The 14856-nt window shown below is 41.7% G+C and carries 16 protein-coding genes; 11 read left to right on the forward strand and 5 right to left on the reverse strand.

What is annotated here, in order from left to right:
• Nucleotides 1–9 precede the first annotated feature (9 nt).
• The 4 genes from BFS30_RS11070 to dcd form a co-directional block, all read right to left on the reverse strand.
• On the reverse strand, nucleotides 10–885 hold the full coding sequence (locus BFS30_RS11070) for an SDR family oxidoreductase (RefSeq protein ID WP_069379348.1): 876 nt from the start codon (nucleotides 883–885) through the stop codon (nucleotides 10–12).
• A gap of 3 nt (nucleotides 886–888) precedes the next feature.
• Complete coding sequence (locus BFS30_RS11075) at nucleotides 889–1650, reverse strand: enoyl-CoA hydratase/isomerase family protein (protein WP_069379349.1); 762 nt, start codon at nucleotides 1648–1650, stop codon at nucleotides 889–891.
• Nucleotides 1651–1660: 10 nt separating this feature from the next.
• Nucleotides 1661–4354 (reverse strand): carboxypeptidase-like regulatory domain-containing protein, encoded by a 2694-nt coding sequence (locus BFS30_RS11080; protein WP_069379350.1) that lies wholly within the window; start codon nucleotides 4352–4354, stop codon nucleotides 1661–1663.
• An 84-nt stretch (nucleotides 4355–4438) separates the two neighbouring features.
• Entirely contained in the window at nucleotides 4439–4975 is a 537-nt protein-coding gene (dcd, locus tag BFS30_RS11085) for a dCTP deaminase (protein WP_069379351.1), read from the reverse strand.
• Between the two features lie 66 nt (nucleotides 4976–5041).
• On the opposite strand from dcd, the gene BFS30_RS11090 reads away from it, so the two are divergent.
• The 5 genes from BFS30_RS11090 to BFS30_RS11110 all read left to right on the forward strand — a co-directional run bounded on the left by BFS30_RS11090 (nucleotide 5042) and on the right by BFS30_RS11110 (nucleotide 7983).
• Nucleotides 5042–5683, forward strand: coding sequence for a 4'-phosphopantetheinyl transferase family protein (locus BFS30_RS11090; RefSeq protein ID WP_069379352.1), 642 nt, complete (start codon nucleotides 5042–5044; stop codon nucleotides 5681–5683).
• 10 nt (nucleotides 5684–5693) lie between these two features.
• Entirely contained in the window at nucleotides 5694–6389 is a 696-nt protein-coding gene (lipB, locus tag BFS30_RS11095) for a lipoyl(octanoyl) transferase LipB (protein ID WP_069379353.1), read from the forward strand.
• 78 nt (nucleotides 6390–6467) lie between these two features.
• Nucleotides 6468–6953, forward strand: a complete 486-nt coding sequence (locus tag BFS30_RS11100; protein ID WP_069379354.1) for a DUF5684 domain-containing protein — start codon at nucleotides 6468–6470, stop codon at nucleotides 6951–6953.
• 12 nt (nucleotides 6954–6965) lie between these two features.
• Complete coding sequence (locus BFS30_RS11105; protein WP_069379355.1) at nucleotides 6966–7298, forward strand: DUF2752 domain-containing protein; 333 nt, start codon at nucleotides 6966–6968, stop codon at nucleotides 7296–7298.
• 58 nt (nucleotides 7299–7356) lie between these two features.
• On the forward strand, nucleotides 7357–7983 hold the full coding sequence (locus BFS30_RS11110; protein ID WP_237028738.1) for an SGNH/GDSL hydrolase family protein: 627 nt from the start codon (nucleotides 7357–7359) through the stop codon (nucleotides 7981–7983).
• Here BFS30_RS11110 and BFS30_RS11115 read toward each other — a convergent pair whose 3' ends face one another.
• A complete protein-coding gene (locus tag BFS30_RS11115; RefSeq protein ID WP_069379357.1) occupies nucleotides 7984–8706 on the reverse strand; it encodes an RDD family protein in 723 nt (240 codons plus the stop codon).
• A gap of 90 nt (nucleotides 8707–8796) precedes the next feature.
• Here BFS30_RS11115 and BFS30_RS11120 point away from each other — a divergent pair, with 90 nt between their 5' ends.
• From BFS30_RS11120 to BFS30_RS11145, 6 genes are read left to right on the forward strand one after another with little or no spacing between them, the layout of a single operon-like run.
• Nucleotides 8797–9756 (forward strand): stage II sporulation protein M, encoded by a 960-nt coding sequence (locus BFS30_RS11120; protein WP_069379358.1) that lies wholly within the window; start codon nucleotides 8797–8799, stop codon nucleotides 9754–9756.
• Nucleotides 9749–10618 (forward strand): hypothetical protein, encoded by an 870-nt coding sequence (locus tag BFS30_RS11125; protein WP_069379359.1) that lies wholly within the window; start codon nucleotides 9749–9751, stop codon nucleotides 10616–10618. The genes BFS30_RS11120 and BFS30_RS11125 overlap by 8 nt, the downstream gene beginning before the upstream one ends.
• A gap of 1 nt (nucleotide 10619) precedes the next feature.
• Nucleotides 10620–11339: a DUF4129 domain-containing protein gene (locus BFS30_RS11130; RefSeq protein ID WP_069379360.1), complete on the forward strand. Its 720-nt coding sequence runs from the start codon at nucleotides 10620–10622 to the stop codon at nucleotides 11337–11339.
• Entirely contained in the window at nucleotides 11336–12517 is a 1182-nt protein-coding gene (locus BFS30_RS11135) for a DUF4350 domain-containing protein (RefSeq protein ID WP_069379361.1), read from the forward strand. Before BFS30_RS11130 ends, BFS30_RS11135 begins: the two co-directional genes overlap by 4 nt.
• A 2-nt stretch (nucleotides 12518–12519) precedes the next feature.
• On the forward strand, nucleotides 12520–13497 hold the full coding sequence (locus BFS30_RS11140; protein WP_069379362.1) for an AAA family ATPase: 978 nt from the start codon (nucleotides 12520–12522) through the stop codon (nucleotides 13495–13497).
• 11 nt (nucleotides 13498–13508) lie between these two features.
• A complete protein-coding gene (locus BFS30_RS11145) occupies nucleotides 13509–14855 on the forward strand; it encodes a DUF58 domain-containing protein (RefSeq protein ID WP_069379363.1) in 1347 nt (448 codons plus the stop codon).
• Nucleotide 14856: the final 1 nt, after the last annotated feature.

Below are 14856 nucleotides of genomic sequence, written 5' to 3' on the forward strand. Positions count from 1 at the left end.
GCTAAAGGTTTAACTGCCTTTAGCTGATTTTGTCATTTGTGCAAACATATCCCACATCTCATTTGGAATAGCCTCCAGCCCGTTAAACTGACCGGCACCTTGTAGCCATTCGCCTCCATCAATACTAATCACTTCTCCATTAATGTAACCCGCGAAATCGCTGATCAGGAAAGCAGCCAGATTGGCCAGCTCCTGATGATCACCCACACGTTTCAATGGAACCCTATTTTTAAAATCAAACTTTTCAGCGAGATCCCCGGGAAGTAAACGATCCCATGCGCCTTTTGTAGGAAATGGGCCGGGAGCAATTGCATTTGTCCGGATGCCATATTTCCCCCATTCCACGGCTAATGAACGGGTCATTGCCAGTACTCCTCCTTTTGCGCAAGCCGATGGAACGACATATGCAGAGCCGGTAAAGGCATAAGTAGTCACGATATTTAAAACGCTGGCACTTTGTTTTTCCTTTATCCAGTGTTTTCCAAAAGCAAGGGTGCAGTTAACAGACCCTTTTAATACGATGTCAATTACTGTAGAGAAAGCATTGGCAGACAAACGTTCTGTTGGCGAGATAAAATTACCGGCAGCATTATTCAATAAGCCATCTACCTTACCAAAGGTTTTAATGGTTTCAGCCAGAACATGCTCTACCTGTTCATACTCACGTACATCACAGGCAACGGCCAAAACTCTTCCACCTGTTTCTTTTTCCATTTCAGCAGCAGTCTTTTCCAATACATTGGCCTTACGGCTGGTGATCACCAGATTTGCGCCCAGCTTCAGAAAATAGGTGCCCATTGCTTTACCAAGACCGGTTCCTCCACCGGTAATTACGATTGTTTTTCCTTTTAAAGCGTCATCTCTTAACATTGGTTGATTATACATGGTCTATTTCTTTTGCAGGTTATCAATAATTGTCTTTAAAATATTTCTGGTAGTAGGTGCCCACCATTGTTTCAGCATCAGTGCCAGTGCTTCATCCTGATTGGCGCGTGTTGCTGCAATAAGGTCCTTTCGGATATTCAGTTTGCTCTGTTCCCAGGTGTTTCTCTCCATACCCATATATTTCCTGATCCTGCGTTCCGCAGCAGTAAGTATACTCTCCGGATTTACCAGCTCATCAACCAGACCAACCTGTAAAGCTTCCTCTGGTGTGAACAATTTTCCTTCCAGCAGACTTCTCGAAGCATGGGCATTGCCAATCCAGAAAGAATAAAGATGGAATATAGAATTTGGAACAATGATGCCTACAGGAACTTCATTAAGGCCGATAATGGCTTTCCCTTCTGCCATAATCCGATAATCACAAGCCAATGCAATCACACATCCCCCCGCCGGGCTATGCCCGTTTATAGCGGCTACCAGTGGTTTTCTGAAAGAGGTAATGTTGGCGATAAAGTCCAGAAACAGATGCCAGAATGATTCTGCCTCGGCTTCGGAATAATTGTAAAGTTCAATCAGGTCCAATCCGGCAGAAAAGAAATTCTCTTTACCGGTGATGATGGCTCCTGCAATGTTTTGATCTGAAACAATATTGTTCAGCATGTCATTCAGTTCGGTAATCATTTCGCGGTTCAGGGCATTAGATCTTCCGCGGTCTAATGTAATTAGTGCTAAATGGTCTTTTATCGTGACTTTAATGGTATTCATATATATCAGTTTATTTTACTTCATAGGTATAAACGGCTCTTCCCAGGCGTCCCATATAATCCATCCCTTCGATTACAACCCTATAAGTTCCGGGTTCATCGGTATTAAAGAAATTGAACGACGATTTACCTTGCTCATTGGTAGGGACCTGAGCTGCCCAGTAAACAGTACTTCTTAAGTCTGGCTTACGGTCAGGAACTGCAGCATCGTATTTAGGAGCATAAAATTCTCTTGGAATATAAAAGCCTTTCGGAGAATAGGTGGTGATGCCGGGAGTAAAAACATTGCTGTAATTTCCGCCACCACGTTTGGTGGTAATGACCAGAACACCTCCACCACCATTCATCCCATAGATGGCAGTGTTTCCTATAGATTTGAGTACCTCAATGGTTTCTATATCTACAGGGTTGATGTTGTCCAGAAAATCTGAACCCATATTCATCCCATCCATCATCACGGTCATTGGTATGCTTCCTCCGTTTCTCATCAGATAAGCCTGGCCATTCCGGACAATCAGTCCTGCAACACGCCCCTGTAAACATTGGCTTAGCGTCACACAGGTGCCCAGCTGCTCTGCAGTAATCACAGCGTCGGCTTTTCCTGCACCATTTAAGTTGGATGAATTTTTTGCCTGTTGCTTCTTTTCTGTGATTTGAACTTCCTTCAGCATCAGGGTTTTTTCCAATAATCCGCGTTTGTTCAACTCATCGAAATAATTGCTGCTCTGTTGCAGATAAGCAGATAAAGCTTCATTGACATTGATTTCTATATCTCCGTTATTTTTGCTCCTGGTCACAATCTGTCCCGGAACAATGTCCATATGGATGTCTACTCTCTTTTTATCTTTTGCAGTACGTGCCTGCACAATAAATTTGGTATCCTCGGGAAACATCAGCTGATCAAAGCTAAACCTGCCCTGGGCATCGGTAAGCGTATCGAGTGCAAAAAATCCACCGGAAGAAGAAAAGAGAGAAACTTTGCTGTTTGGAGAAGGCTTTCCACCATAGTTAGTAATGGTTCCACTGATCGTTTGCGCCTTTTCTGCCTGAAACCTGATCGGCGGAGGGGTATTGTTGATCACATTTTTCCATAGAATCCTTCGCCAGCCCTGGGTCAGCATTAAATTGTCCAGGTTTTGTAGTACTTCAGGACCTTCATTGATAAAATAGTAATTGGGCTTCTCAATATAACCAACCAGGTCCGAAGTCAGGAGCATGGTGCTGAAAATATTACTTTCATTTTCAGGATCGGGTTTTACCGCCGTGGTATTGGTCACGGAAACAGAGAAAGAACCGCTGACAGGCTGGCCCGTATAAGTACTACTTAGATTGACGGTTACATTTTCTCTCTTCGCATAACTGGTCTTTTCTGTTTCTAGTTTGGTCAGGACGCGATCTTCGGGGTGGTATATGAAAACAAGCCGTTCTGCAAGAGGGACATTGTCGCCCGAGAACAGGGTAAGCTGAAGAATACCCTCAATCAGATCTTTCTTAGGAATGGAAACATTTACCATCTGCTTATCCGCTTTTATTTTCGAACTGAACTGTATCGTGCCGCCATGCTGTCCCACCAGTTTTAGCTCCTTTTGATCATTCAGGCTTTCAGAGCGTATTACTTTTACGCTTAGTTTGTCTTTGTCAACATTATTTACACTTAGAATATATCCATTCGGACGGATTAAAGGTAAACTCACGTTTTTCTCAGAGCCATCTGAAAACTTAACTTTTGCAGTATAAGTGAATCCGGGCTGCGGGTTCAGGACGAAACTTCCCATTCCAAGGTGCCTGGTTTGAAAATGATTGACTTCAGTTCCGTTTTGATCAATAATACTTCCTGTTATCTGTTCCCCAAGACCGGAAGCATTGACTGCCTTTATCCCTATCTTGTTTGGAAGCCCCTCTACAAAATTTCCGCTCTCTGCAAAAAATTGAACATCAACATCTTTTGAGGTTGTCCTGAGCGGAATTTCTTTTGTTATTTTCTTCTGATCTGAAAGAGTGATGGTAGCCAGGATTTTCCCCGACTTATATAGGGATGGCTGAGTATTTAAAAAGCTAAGCGAGGCAATTCCTTCTGCATTGGTCAGGGCTTTGCCTTTAAACAGGCTTCTGAAATTTAGCTGAACTTCATATCTGACATCATTGCCCGCATACGGCTTCCCGTTTTTGTCCTTAAACTCAATCTTTGCTTCGACTTTTTCTCCCGAATTCTCTTTCGTGTAAGTATAGCTGGTGTTGGTAAATACAGTATTGGACCAGGAATTTCCAATTTTTATAGTTTTGTCAAAGAAGAATTCAGGGCCTGCATTTCTCATCCATTGCGTATAAGCTCTGATCCTGTAATTCCCCTCTGCGAGGGAATCAGGTAGCTTAAAGTCTCCCCAGGTGATGCCACCTCCAACAGGTAAACGCAATTGTTTCTTCAAGGAATCCCTCTCATTGATCAGCTCTACATAGAGGATTCTGCTAATGTCTGAAGGTTCCTGAGTTTCCGTATTGATGATATAGGCTTTAAACCAGATGTTATCTCCTACCGCATAATATGGTTTATCCAGATGAAGGTGAACCTTTTCCTGTGCATACTTTTTATTGTAAGCTTTCATCCGCTCCAAAAGAGCCTCAAAGGGGTCTCCATCAATTCGGGAAGCAAAAGCCAGGCAGATTCCGGCAATCAATAAAAAAGGATAAAACAATTTACGTTTCATAAGTGATAGCCTTAACAAATAATAAAGCCTCAATATACAAATATTGAGGCTTAAAGTAAATTTAAAAGATAAGGGATGTCGGACTTAGAATTTGTTTTTCCACATCATACTCTCTACTGGCTTAGTCGTTTTATTATTGTATTTAGCACTGATCTTATTGTTATACATTGTTTCAATTTCGCCCTCTACTTTAAAGTAAATCAGTTGGCCGATAGGCATTCCTGCATATATTCTTACTGGTTGTGCGCAGGAAATTTCCAGTGTCCAGGTGTTGCAGAAACCAACATCTCCCTTTCCGGCAGTTGCATGGATGTCTATACCCAGACGTCCGGTGCTCGACTTACCCTCTAAAAAAGGAATGTGTGCATGTGTTTCTGTGTATTCCAGCGTTACACCAAGGTAAAGTGTACCAGGTTGTAAAACATAACCATCTTTCGGGATCTCAAAATGCTCTATTTTATTGTGCGCTTTTGCATCAAGTATTCTATCTTTATAAGTGGCCAGGTATTTGCCTAAATGGACGTCATAAGAGTTTGTGCCAAGACATTCGGCCTTAAAAGGTTCAATAATGATGGTGCCCTTCTCTATTTCTTCCAGAATTCGTTTGTCGGAAAGTATCATTTTATCAAGTATTGGGCTAAATTATGATTAATTTAAGATACTTTTGCATAGTTTTCTAAAATAGAGATGCCCGTAGTTTTTAATAAAAATATTGACGAGAATACCATACTTGCAGTATGGAAAATCGAAGAGACTGAAGAGCAGCTGCTTTCCGGCCTGCAACTGAAACAGCATGAGCTGGATTTCATTTCTTCCTTGAACAATGGGAAACGTTTGCTGCACTGGTTAAGTACACGTGTACTGCTTAGAACTATGCTCAATACCTCTGAGTATATCGATTGCCAGATGGACGAACATGGTAAACCCTTCCTCCCTAATCTTGATTACCACATTTCCCTGAGCCACTCTTATGATTATGCGGCAGTGATTATTGGTAAAAACAGAAAAGTAGGGGTAGATATTGAACTCATCAAACACAAGATCAAAAGCATCAGACATAAATTCCTGTCGGATATTGAACTTGCGCAAAAACAGATCGGCGACAATATCAATGGACTATACGTATGTTGGTGTGCTAAAGAAGCCATCTATAAATGGAATGGGAGAAAAGGACTGGAGTTTAAACAAGATATCCACATCAAGCCATTTAAACTGAAAGCTGAAGGAAACCTGAATGCCCTGGTTGATCTACCTGATGGGACCAGAGAGCTTAGCGTCAACTATTTTAAAACCAGTGATGGTTATATGTTGGGCTATGTAGTGGCTTAATTTTCAAATGATGAATAAGAAAGTACAATTCACAGATTGGGGGCTGACTGATTATCAGGAGGCCTGGGATAAGCAGGAGCTGATTTTTAATCAGACAATCGCGGTCAAAACCGATAACAGGAATAACAATACCCTGATTGAAACACCCAATAACCTGATTTTTGTAGAACACCCACATGTGTATACGCTGGGGAAAAGTGGACATCCCGAAAATCTGTTGCTGGATGAGCAGGGCCTAGTAGAAAAGAAAGCAACTTATTATAAAATTAACCGTGGAGGAGACATCACTTATCACGGTCCGGGGCAAATTGTGGGATACCCGATCCTCGATCTTGATAACTTCTTTACCGACATTCATCTTTACCTGAGAACATTGGAAGATGCAATTATCCTGACACTCAAAGATTATGGAATCTCCTCCGGAAGATACCCCGGATTTACAGGGGTCTGGCTGGATGCGGATAATGAGAAAGCCAGGAAGATCTGCGCAATGGGTGTAAGGTGCAGTCGCTGGGTAACCATGCATGGCTTCGCTTTTAATGTGAATGTCGATCTTGATTATTTTAAGAATATCGTTCCCTGTGGGATAGACGATAAAGATGTGACTTCTATGCAAAGAGAGCTGGGCCGTGAATTGGATATGGAAGAAGTGAAATTGGTACTGAAAGGCCACATTGCCAGTCTGTTCCGGATGGAGATGTTCTGATTTTACTAAAAAAGCTAAGGTAATCCCTTTGTTTTGTTGTGGTAAATATTATCTTTACTCGAAAAACAAACTACTATTATGGATTACACTTCAGAACAATCAGCCGCAATGGCTGGAATCGGCGCTGTTGCTGGGATTATTTATCTCGCTCTCGTAGTGCTCATTATTGCTTCATTATGGAAGGTTTTTGTTAAAGCCGGGAAACCAGGCTGGGCATCACTTATTCCAATTTATAACATTATTGTCCTGCTCGAAATCATTGGTAAGCCAACCATTTGGATTCTTTGGATGCTGATCCCTTGTGTAAATATTTACTTCGGAATCTGGGCAATGAACCTGTTAAGCAAAAGCTTTGGTAAGAGTGAAGGCTTTACCGCCGGGCTGTTATTATTGCCTATCGTATTCTATCCGATCTTAGGATTTGGAGATGCAAGATATCTGGGCCCTTCAGCAGCAGAAGCGCAGCCGGGTTATGCTGGTGGTACGACTAATCCATTTGGTACGAACAACCCGTTCGGTACAAATGATCCGTTTAATAAACCTCCAACCACACCTCAAGCATAATTGTCGGTGTTAATGATATACCTGCTATCCGCCTGGTCTTCTTTTTTAGATCAGGCGGATACTTTTTTTCTAACCTGCCCATTTAAATATCTCACTGGTTTTGATTGCCCTGGCTGCGGTTTTCAACGCGCTGTTCTTGCCCTGATCCAGGGAAATATCACGGAAAGTTTTCAGCTCTACCCCCCAACAATCCCATTGTTAATCACTTTTATTGTCGGCCCGGTCGCCAACTATACCGCTAAAGGAAATAGTGATAAACTGATTAAAATATTGTTCCTGATTACGGGGTCAATTGTTGTAGTCAATTATCTCTTCAAAATATTTTCTTCCCATACACATTCCTGAATTCCTATTTTAATTCTATGATTAATGGTATTATTGACCTGCCAAAAAATAGTTTTAAATGATGACAAATACTGAAACTGAAATTTCTTACTTAGCCATAGGTGATTCTTATACCATCGGCGAAGATGTGCCATTAGAAAGCAGCTTCCCTTACCAGTTGACAGAAGAATTAAAAGCAAGAGGCCTGAAGCTGACTAAACCAGATATTATTGCTAAAACAGGCTGGACCACAAGTGAACTGCAAGATGGGATCAGGAGTGCAGAATTAAACCGGAAATATACAATGGTTACCTTGCTGATTGGTGTGAACAACCAGTACCGAGGAGAGCCAAAGGAAAAATACCGCAACGAGTTTAAAGAACTTCTGCAAACTGCGATAACCTTCGCGAATGGAAATGAAACTCATGTATTTGTGGTTTCCATCCCTGATTGGGGGCTTACTCCTTTTGGAATGGAAAGCGGTAGAGATATCCGTTTCGTCTCTTCGGATATTGATGCTTTTAATGCCATTAATAAAGAAGAAAGCCTGGCAGAGGGAGTTAGTTATACAGATATTACGGTCGCATCCCGCCTGGTCGTATCGGATAAAGAACTGATCGCTTCGGATGGTCTGCACCCTTCTCCAAAAATGTACCTGGACTGGGCCCTGAAACTGGCTCCGGTAGTGATGGAGAAATTTAAATGATCATTCAGACTGAGAAGTGATATAGTTGTAGTCTTTAATAACGGTGTTGAGAAAATTAAGCTCGTTCATTCCCTCCGGCAGACTGACGGCTAAAAGTCCGGTGAGCTTTGCAGACATGGCATAAATCAGATCCGTATTAAATGTTTTATAATAGGTGCGGATCACCTCATGTACAAGCTCAATCTCACGGTCGCTTAGCAGATCCGCATTTTTGAAAACAGGGGTATATTCTTCCTGGACCGGATGAAAAGCAATCTGATCAATATTGGTTCGCTGAACGGTTTTAATCAAGGTGGTTCCGGCCACCATATCTCCGATCCGTTGCTTATGATCTGATAGAGCTATCGCAATTAAACCACCAATCTGGGCAGTCAGTACAAAATCTACCAGCCTGAACAACCACCGGATAAAATATTGCCCGATACTAGCCTGACTTCCGTCTAAGCTGATGACCTTGATCTTCATTAATCTTTTTCCAACACTCTGCCCATTCATAAATACCTCACAAATGAGGTTATAAAAAACATAAAGGGTACCAAGGAGGATCAGCAAAACAATAATAGTGGTTCCCTCGCCTGTTAACATCCCCAAAACGGCAAATAAGATATATAATCCAAAAAAAGCAGCCAGGTCTATGAGTCTTGCAGCAATCCGTTCCCCTAATCCGGCAACGGGATAATCAATAGCGACGTGCTGACTGGTATTTACCTTAATTGTTTCCATAAGATCAAATATAATATTGATGTTCAATTAATTATTGTAAAATTGTTTTTTGTCGCTATTTTACAGAAAATTTGATCTTCACCGGGATTTATGAGAGAAGCATTATTTGTTAAGCAAAATTCGGAGAAATGGAAGCATTACGAGCAAATGCGAACGGAGAACTCAGATGAGCTTGCGGAGCGTTTCATCGACATCACCAATGACCTGGCTTATGCAAATACTTTTTACCCTAAATCAAAGACCACAGCCTATCTCAATGGCTTAGCTTCTGTTTTACACCAGTCTATTTATAAAAATAAAAAAGAAGAGGGAAACAGATTTGTCACTTTCTGGAAAACAGAACTGCCTGTACTGTTCTATACTTACCGCAAGCAGTTACGCTACTCCCTGCTATTTTTCCTTCTTTCCGCTTCAATCGGAGTACTCTCCGCTAAATACGATGACTCTTTTGTCAGACTTATTCTGGGAGATGGTTATGTAAACATGACAAATGAAAATATTGCAAAAGGAGATCCATTTGGGGTATATAAACGACAGGGAGAAGTTGAAATGTTTCTGATGATCGCTGCAAATAATACTTATGTTTCCCTGTTGATGTTTGTCAGCGGAATTTTTCTCTCCATCGGGCCGGTTTTTTTTATGCTGAGAAACGGAGTGATGATCGGAGCATTTGAGTATTATTTTTTTAGTAAAGGCCTGGGTGCTGAATCTGTGCTGACCATCTGGATTCATGGAACACTGGAAATCTCAGCAATCATCATTGCCGGTGCTGCTGGATTGGTACTCGGTCATGGATTGCTCTTTCCTAAAACATATACCCGCTTTCAGGCTTTCAAAAACAGTGCGAAAGACGGAACCAAAATTGCCCTGGGCTTAATTCCCATTATATTGGTCGCTGCCTTCTTTGAAGGCTTCATTACCCGACATACAGAGATGCCGCTTTTCCTCAGTATCAGTATTCTGGCAGGCTCTCTGTTATTCGTCATCTGGTATGTGATCCTATACCCATTAAAACTTCATAAACGCTATCAAACTATAGAAAATGTCTGAAAAACTGGAATTTAAAAAACTCAGAGAGTTCGGAGAAATCATTAATGATCTGTTTTTGTTCATCAAACAAAATATAAAAGCTTTATTAAAGGTATTTGTTTATTTCTGCGGCATCTTTATTCTGGGATCAATGATCTCGGGAATATTTCAGCAAATAGGAATGCAGAAAGCAATGGCAACGGGGGATGATTCTCTTGCTATGTTGGGGAAAATTTTTAATCTCAGTTATTTTCTGCTGTTGCTCTTCAATCTGGTAAGCTATACCGCAATGAATGTCTGTATTCTAAGTTTTATAGCTGTTTATATAAAAAACGGAAATGTAGCTCCGGGGTTGGATGAGGTCTGGGCCTATTTTAAATATTATTTTTTCAGAATGTTGGGAAGCGGGATTTTAATCGGCCTTTTTTGTACACTATGCTTTTTTTTCTTCTTGATTCCGGGAATATATGTCATGCCGGCCATGATGCTGTTCTTTCCGGTGATGATTTATGAAAATGCCAGTTTCAGCTATTCCTTTGACCGGGCTTTTAAGCTGATCAAAGGACATTGGTGGTCCACTTTTGGAGCCATGCTGATCATTTACTTAATTACCCTGGCAACCCAATCTCTGGCTTCTCTTCCAGCCATCATTTTCACTTTATTTAGTGCATTTACTGAAGGATCGAAAGGCTTGAGCAATACGGCAATTATCATTTCTACTACTGTGCAGTATTTGTGTCAGGTCTTTATGATCATTCCGATCGTAGGAATTTCCCTTTGTTATTTTAACCTGGTAGAACGCCTGGATAGTACGGGTCTAATGGACCGTATCGGGCAAATGGGAACATCAAAAGAAACCTTTAATACTCCGGAAGAATATTAACATGCGCAGACTGTTTTTAATCTTTATGCTCATTATCGTGACCATCGGTGGCTTTGCTGCCCCCATGGTACAAAAGCCTGGCCCAAAGCGGCTCAGTAATGACAGCAGTAAGATGATCCTGCGTAATTTCGATAAAGAAAAGATTAAGGCATATACAGAACAGCCTGAATTCAGCTATAAAGAAACGCCGCCTGAAGGCCGTAGCCTGTGGAGCCGGTTCTGGCGTTGGTTCTGGGATTGGTTTTCCAGGATTTTAGAGAATGAGGTATCTGGTGGACTTATAAAATATGGGATCATTATTGCCTTGGTAGGACTGGTTGTCTTTATCATTATGAAGGCAATGGGATTGGACCTGAAAATTTTTACAGGGAAATCTAAAGCGATTGATGTTCCCTACTCAGAGTCTCTGGAAAATATTCATGAAATCAATTTCCGGTCTGAAATAGAAAAAGCCGTAGCGGCGGGAAACTACAGATTGGCGGTGAGGCTCTTTTATCTCCATTCTTTAAAAGTGATGAACGATAATCAGATGATCAGTTGGCAACCGGAAAAAACCAATCAGACCTACGTAGAGGAAATCGCTGACCCCGATAAAAGAAAACAATTTGGCGCATTAACCACCCGGTTTGAATACATCTGGTACGGAGAATTTTTCATTGATAAGGAAAGCTTTGCTGAAGTAAAAAGCGATTTTGACCGGTTTAACAGAAGGGGAGCATGAAAGGGATGAGATTATACCTTATTGGGACGGGTATTTTGTTGCTCTTATACCTTGCAGGGCAATACTATAAGCCAAAACCTACGGATTGGAGCCCCAGTTATCTGAAGGAAGATAAGATCCCTTTTGGTTTGTATGTACTCAATAAGGAATATCAAAGTATATTTCCGGGAACCAGAATGGAAATTTCCAGGCTCCCGGTTTACAATACGCTAAAAGATAAAAAACGGAAGAATACCAATTACCTGATTATTGCCGGTGCAGTGCGTATTGATGAACTGGATTATAAGGAACTGGTTCAATTCATGAAAGATGGAAATCAGGTTTTTATAGCCACCTTCGATATCGGAGATTACCTGAAAGATACCTTGAACCTGAATATCAATTCTTCCCTGAATTATGGTAAAAAGAAAAGTGTGCCGATTAATTTTGTCAATCCTGCCCTAAAAGAAAAAAATGCTTATGTCTTTGATAAAGGCCTGGGCGACCTCTACTTTAGCAGGATAGATACATCCAAAGCTGCCGTTCTGGGAAAAAATGAAAAAGGAGAGGTCAACTTTGTCCGGTATAATTTCGGCGCGGGTGCATTGTATGTTTTACCAAATCCCCAATTATTAAGTAATTATGCTTTGCTGAGCCCGGAGGGGGCAGCATATGCGGCAAAGGCACTTTCCTATCTGCCGGTAACAGAGACGATGATCTGGGACGAACACCATACAAAAGGAAATCTTGGCGAGGAGAGCTTGTTGAGGGTGCTTTTTAAACATGATCAGTTGCGATGGGCCTATTACCTGTCTATGATCAGCTTACTGATTTTTGTGGTTTTTGAAATGAAACGCAGACAAAGGATCATTCCCATTATCCCTAAACTGACAAATTCGTCGGTCGACTTTGTGAGAGTCGTGGGTAAAGTTTATTATCAACAACGTGATAACCGTGATATCGCTTCGAAAAAAATCAACTATCTGCTGGAATTTATACGGACAACATACCGCTTAAAAACCAATGAAATAGATGAAGAGCTGATCAATGCGGTCGTACTTAAATCCGGAGAGAACGAACATGACACCCGACAGCTATTTGCCACCATTGATGAAGTCAATAAATCGGGTAGAGTAAGTGATCACTTGTTGATCACATTAAACAAATTAATAGAAAAATTTTATAAGCAAGCCCAATAAAAATGGAAGCGGAAATGTTTAACAAAAGAACCGACCTGACACAGCTGAATATCGCTGTCGGACAAATCAGGGAAACACTTGGAAAGATTATCGTCGGGCAAAAGGATACGATTGATTTCCTGATTGCCGGACTGCTTGCCGATGGCCACATCCTGTTAGAGGGAGTGCCTGGCGTGGCAAAAACATTAAGTGCGAAGCTGGTTGCAAAAAGTATCGATGCTTCATTTTCGAGGATCCAGTTTACACCTGATCTGATGCCTTCAGATGTACTGGGTACATCGGTGTTTGATCCAAGAAATGCAGCTTTTGAATACCGTAAGGGGCCGATATTTGGTCATATCATTCTGGTAGATGAAATCAACCGTGCCCCTGCAAAAACACAATCTGCGCTATTTGAGGTGATGGAAGAACGTCAGATTACTGTGGATGGACATACTTATGTGATGGATGAACCTTTTATGGTCCTGGCCACACAAAATCCAATTGAACAGGAGGGGACATATCGTTTGCCCGAAGCACAGCTGGACCGTTTCCTATTTAAAATTGAAGTGAAATACCCCAGTCTGGAAGAAGAAACAGCTATTTTGCTCAACCAACACCAGCATCGTTTAAATGATGCGCTCAATGAGGTGAAACCGGTGTTGAGTGTGGGGCAGATAAGATCATGCAGGGCAATCATTAAAGGCTTGCACGTAGAGCCTAAACTGATTGAATATGTGGCAAAGATTACCCACGAAACCAGAAACAATAAATCCTTGTATCTGGGAGCTTCCCCACGTGCATCCTTAGCAATGGTAAACAGTGCCAAAGCTTTTGCCGCAATGCAGGGCCGCGATTTCGTCACTCCGGAAGACATCATTAAAGTGGCTGCACCAGTACTGGCACACCGTGTCATGCTGACGCCGGATAGGGAGATGGAAGGGTTAACAACGAGCGACATTGTTGCTCAGATCATTCAGAAAATAGAAATCCCAAGATAAAAGGAAGAATATTGAAAAGCCTCATTACTAAATATTACAAAGACCTGTTCCTCGGCAAAAGAATTTTTGTTGGCATTGGGATTTGTGTGTCCCTGTTTCTGTTCTCTTTCTTCCTGCCCTGGCTTGGAGTACTGCCGTATCTCTGTTTTTGGGTATTGATCCTGCTGATTGCTGCGGATCTTATTTTATTGTTCAGGACAGATAAGGGGGTTTTCCTACGCAGGGATCTTCCGGAAAGGTTAAGTAACGGGGATGATAATGAACTCCATCTCCATGTGGAGAATTTCTATTCTTTTGGCATCCATGTCGGCATTATCGATGAAATTCCTTTCCAGTTTCAGAAAAGGGACCTCTGGTTTAACAGCAGCTTAAAGTCCAGAGAAAATAAGACCATCACTTATAAGTTGCGTCCAACCAAGCGAGGAGAATACCTGTTTGGCAGGATACGCCTGTACGTGCAATCTCCACTGGGGCTAATTTCCAGGAGGTACAATTTTGGAGAAGAGACCATGGTTGGGGTATATCCTTCTTTTTTGCAGTTGCGTAAATATGAACTCATGGCCATCTCGAACAGGCTCAGCGAAATCGGCATTAAGAAGATCAGAAGAATTGGCCACAGCCTTGAATTTGATCAGGTAAAGAGTTATGTCAAGGGAGACGATTACCGTACCATCAATTGGAAGGCTACTGCCAGGAGAGGGGATCTGATGGTGAATTCTTTTACTGATGAAAAGGCACAGCATGTCTATTGTATCATCGATAAATCCAGAACAATGAAAATGCCCTTTGAGGGATTAAGCCTGCTGGATTATGCCATTAATGCCAGTTTGGTGCTTTCTAATGTTGCTTTGGTAAAGGAAGATAAAGCCGGACTGATTACGATTTCCGAAAAGATAGGAAGCATCGTTCCCGCAGAACGAAGACCTGCGCAGCTGGGTAAAATAATGGAGGTCCTGTATAAAGAAAAGACGCGTTACCTGGAAACCAATATGGAAGCTTTATACCTCAGCATCCGCAGTGTCTTAAAGCAAAGAAGCCTGGTTATCTTTTTTACCAATTTTGAAAGTATGTCGGCCCTGAACCGGCAGCTTCCTTTTTTAAAGAGAATAGCCAGATTTCACCTGCTGCTCATTGTCTTCTTCGAGAATACGGAACTCAAAACGCTGAGTGACGAACCGGCTAAAGATGTCGAAGGAATCTATATTAAAACCGTTGCGGAGAAATTTGCCCATGAAAAAAAGCTCATGGTTAAAGAACTGAGCAAACATGGAATTTTGAGTATCCTGACTCCACCCGAAAAACTAACGGTTAATGTCGTTAACCGTTACCTGGCACTGAAAGCGCAACAAAGAACCTGAT

This window comes from Pedobacter steynii, from assembly GCF_001721645.1.
In the GTDB taxonomy this organism is placed as follows: domain Bacteria; phylum Bacteroidota; class Bacteroidia; order Sphingobacteriales; family Sphingobacteriaceae; genus Pedobacter; species Pedobacter steynii_A.

What these genes read in the sequence shown, in the direction of transcription:
- BFS30_RS11135 (WP_069379361.1), top strand. Translation starts at nt 11,336, where the DNA reads ATGAAAGGGATGAGATTATACCTTATTGGGACGGGTATTTTGTTGCTC.
- BFS30_RS11110 (WP_237028738.1), top strand. Translation starts at nt 7,357, where the DNA reads ATGATGACAAATACTGAAACTGAAATTTCTTACTTAGCCATAGGTGAT.
- dcd (WP_069379351.1), bottom strand. Translation starts at nt 4,975, where the DNA reads ATGATACTTTCCGACAAACGAATTCTGGAAGAAATAGAGAAGGGCACC.
- BFS30_RS11130 (WP_069379360.1), top strand. Translation starts at nt 10,620, where the DNA reads ATGCGCAGACTGTTTTTAATCTTTATGCTCATTATCGTGACCATCGGT.
- BFS30_RS11075 (WP_069379349.1), bottom strand. Translation starts at nt 1,650, where the DNA reads ATGAATACCATTAAAGTCACGATAAAAGACCATTTAGCACTAATTACA.
- BFS30_RS11080 (WP_069379350.1), bottom strand. Translation starts at nt 4,354, where the DNA reads ATGAAACGTAAATTGTTTTATCCTTTTTTATTGATTGCCGGAATCTGC.
- BFS30_RS11115 (WP_069379357.1), bottom strand. Translation starts at nt 8,706, where the DNA reads ATGGAAACAATTAAGGTAAATACCAGTCAGCACGTCGCTATTGATTAT.
- BFS30_RS11105 (WP_069379355.1), top strand. Translation starts at nt 6,966, where the DNA reads ATGATATACCTGCTATCCGCCTGGTCTTCTTTTTTAGATCAGGCGGAT.
- BFS30_RS11140 (WP_069379362.1), top strand. Translation starts at nt 12,520, where the DNA reads ATGGAAGCGGAAATGTTTAACAAAAGAACCGACCTGACACAGCTGAAT.
- BFS30_RS11090 (WP_069379352.1), top strand. Translation starts at nt 5,042, where the DNA reads ATGCCCGTAGTTTTTAATAAAAATATTGACGAGAATACCATACTTGCA.
- BFS30_RS11100 (WP_069379354.1), top strand. Translation starts at nt 6,468, where the DNA reads ATGGATTACACTTCAGAACAATCAGCCGCAATGGCTGGAATCGGCGCT.
- BFS30_RS11125 (WP_069379359.1), top strand. Translation starts at nt 9,749, where the DNA reads ATGTCTGAAAAACTGGAATTTAAAAAACTCAGAGAGTTCGGAGAAATC.
- BFS30_RS11070 (WP_069379348.1), bottom strand. Translation starts at nt 885, where the DNA reads ATGTATAATCAACCAATGTTAAGAGATGACGCTTTAAAAGGAAAAACA.
- lipB (WP_069379353.1), top strand. Translation starts at nt 5,694, where the DNA reads ATGAATAAGAAAGTACAATTCACAGATTGGGGGCTGACTGATTATCAG.
- BFS30_RS11120 (WP_069379358.1), top strand. Translation starts at nt 8,797, where the DNA reads ATGAGAGAAGCATTATTTGTTAAGCAAAATTCGGAGAAATGGAAGCAT.